Source organism: Paenisporosarcina sp. TG20 (assembly GCF_000286315.1).
Lineage (GTDB): Bacteria > Bacillota > Bacilli > Bacillales_A > Planococcaceae > Paenisporosarcina.
Genome location: NZ_ALJG01000097.1, coordinates 1 through 2,720, shown reverse-complemented (window position 1 = coordinate 2,720; position 2,720 = coordinate 1). Strand labels below are relative to the sequence as shown.

At 37.4% G+C, this 2,720-nt stretch carries 2 protein-coding genes; both read right to left on the bottom strand.

Features of this window, described 5'->3' with window-relative positions; translation table 11 throughout:
• Positions 1-146 precede the first annotated feature (146 nt).
• Positions 147-1,610: an IMP dehydrogenase gene (gene guaB / locus B371_RS0100740; protein ID WP_019412435.1), complete on the bottom strand. Its 1,464-nt coding sequence runs from the start codon at positions 1,608-1,610 to the stop codon at positions 147-149.
• A gap of 116 nt (positions 1,611-1,726) precedes the next feature.
• The gene (locus B371_RS0100735) at positions 1,727-2,203 is read right to left on the bottom strand and encodes a glutathione peroxidase (RefSeq protein WP_019412434.1); all 477 of its coding nucleotides are present in this window, start codon (positions 2,201-2,203) and stop codon (positions 1,727-1,729) included.
• Between the last annotated feature and the right edge of the window lie 517 nt (positions 2,204-2,720).

Below are 2,720 nucleotides of genomic sequence, written 5' to 3'. Positions count from 1 at the left end.
TGTAGCGCAAGGCGGCGACTCCAATGGGAATAGCGCGAGCTGAAAGGGCCCGCGGAGATTGAAGCCGTGCCCCACGGAAAGCGTCCGCATGGAGCGGAAATCAACTTTGTTCGGATATTATTACTAGATTTTATTATGAAATTGATTCAAATAGAGTAGTTTGGAGATTCTTTTGTAATTTGAACATCATGTGGATGACTCTCACGGAGCCCTGCACCTGTCATACGAATAAATTGTGAATTGTCACGAAGATCCTGTAAATCTTTCGTACCGCAGTATCCCATACCTGAGCGGACACCACCTAAAAGTTGATGAATTGTGTCTGACAGTGGGCCTTTGTAAGGAAGCCGACCTTCAATTCCTTCAGGTACTAATTTTTTTGCATCTTCTTGGAAGTAACGATCTTTAGATCCTTTTTCCATCGCGCCTATTGAACCCATCCCGCGGTATACTTTAAATCGTCGTCCTTGAAAGATTTCTGTTTCCCCTGGACTTTCTGAAGTGCCTGCAAGTAAACTTCCTAGCATGACAACATGTCCACCTGCAGCAAGTGCTTTAACGATATCTCCAGAATACTTTATTCCTCCATCTGCGATAATCGCTTTGCCGTGTTTACGAGCTTCCATGGCACAATCGTAAATGGCTGTGATTTGTGGAACACCAACTCCAGCAACTACACGCGTTGTACATATTGAACCGGGTCCAATCCCTACTTTCACTACATCAGCACCAGCTTTAAATAACTCGTCAGTTGCTTCAGCTGTTGCAACGTTTCCAGCTATGATATCTAAATCAGGGTACATATTGTGAATCTCAGCTACTGTATCAATTACTCCCTGTGAATGACCATGAGCAGTATCGATAACAATAACGTCAACTTGTGCTTTTACAAGTTGTTCAACACGCTTCATCGTATCAGAAGTGACACCAACTGCAGCACCTACTAACAAACGACCATGATGATCCTTCGCAGCTTTTGGGAACTCAATTACTTTTTCAATATCTTTAATAGTAATTAATCCTTTTAACACACCAAATTCATCAACAATCGGAAGTTTTTCTATTTTATATTGTTGTAAAATCTTTTCTGCATCCTCAAGTGTTGTCCCAACAGAAGCAGTAATCAATTTTTCTTTTGTCATGACATCTTCTATTGCTAATGAGTAATCTCGAATAAAACGAAGATCTCGATTGGTTATAATGCCAACCAACTTTAATTCCTCTTCATTATTAACAATTGGTACACCTGAAATGCGATATTTCCCCATTAAATGTTCTGCATCATACACTTGATTCGTAGGGGTAAGGAAAAACGGATCTGTTATTACACCATTTTCAGAACGTTTTACAGTCACCACTTGTTCTGCTTGCTCTTCAATACTCATGTTTTTATGAATAACGCCAAGTCCGCCTTGACGAGCTATTGCAATAGCCATAGCAGCTTCAGTTACGGTATCCATTCCGGCACTTATTATCGGTATATTTAACTTAATTTTTGACGTTAACTGTACTGACAAAGATACATCTCTTGGCAAGACTTCCGACTTCGCCGGGACAAGCAATACATCGTCAAAAGTTAAGCCCTCTTTAGCAAATTTTGATTCCTTCATATACTCATACTCCTCCTTTATCCTATTATGTCCTATTGAATATTATTGATAAGGTTATCAGCGGCTTTATGCACTGTCAAGGAGCACAATAAAAGAAAGATTATTCGGATTTTTTATTAAATATATCGCAACAAATCTTCTTCTATTTTTTTCGGAGAAAACTGTGGTGAATAACGTTTTACTACATCACCATCTGGATCAATTAAAAATTTTGTAAAGTTCCACTTAATTCCTTCAGTTAATAAACCTTTCTTCTCTGATACTAAAAATTTAAACAGTGGATGTGCACTGTCTCCTTTCACATCTATCTTTTGAAACATTGGAAAAGACACTCCATAATTAATTTGGCAAAACTCCATTGTATCGTTTAAATCTTCGAATTCTTGGTTACTAAATTGACCACAAGGGAATCCTAAAACCACAAGCCCTTGATCCTTATATTCATCATACAATTCTTGCAATTCTTGAAACTGTGAAGTGAATCCACATTTACTTGCCGTGTTTACAATAACAATAGGTTGTCCTGTATATGCACTTAAAGAAACTTCTTCTCCATTCGCTTTTATTACGTCAAAATCATAAACATTGGTCAAAAGAAATCATCCTTTCTATATTGCGAGGGTATGACATTAACATAGCAGTTTTTATGAAATTAACAAGTAATAGGATTGTTTTATATTAATAATAACTTGAGAAGTTCATCATTATCATTGATAAATAATCCTACACTAAATATTAAAATTAGCTCTAGCGATTGTTTATAAATTCACTTACATCCATTCTCAAGTATTTCTTCTGAAAGAACTAATTAGTTTAACTTGTCCCCTGCTATTTAGTGAGATAAATAGTATATCTTATCCCTTCGGTAACCAGCTTTTTTTTGGTGCCTACCCGATGTCCTAAGCATGCTCTAGGAGACTCTCTAACTACCATGTCGGGATAGATTATGAAGATGATGGACGTCAGATTACTTCGTTAACCGCAGTTCTTCAATTCTCACGTATGCCTTATCCTCCGAGTCTCATCCTTTTACTCTTGGTTCCTACCTTTTTGTCCTCAACCATTGACTATAGATCTTAAAAAAGTCCACAAAAAAAACCAATACCCTTT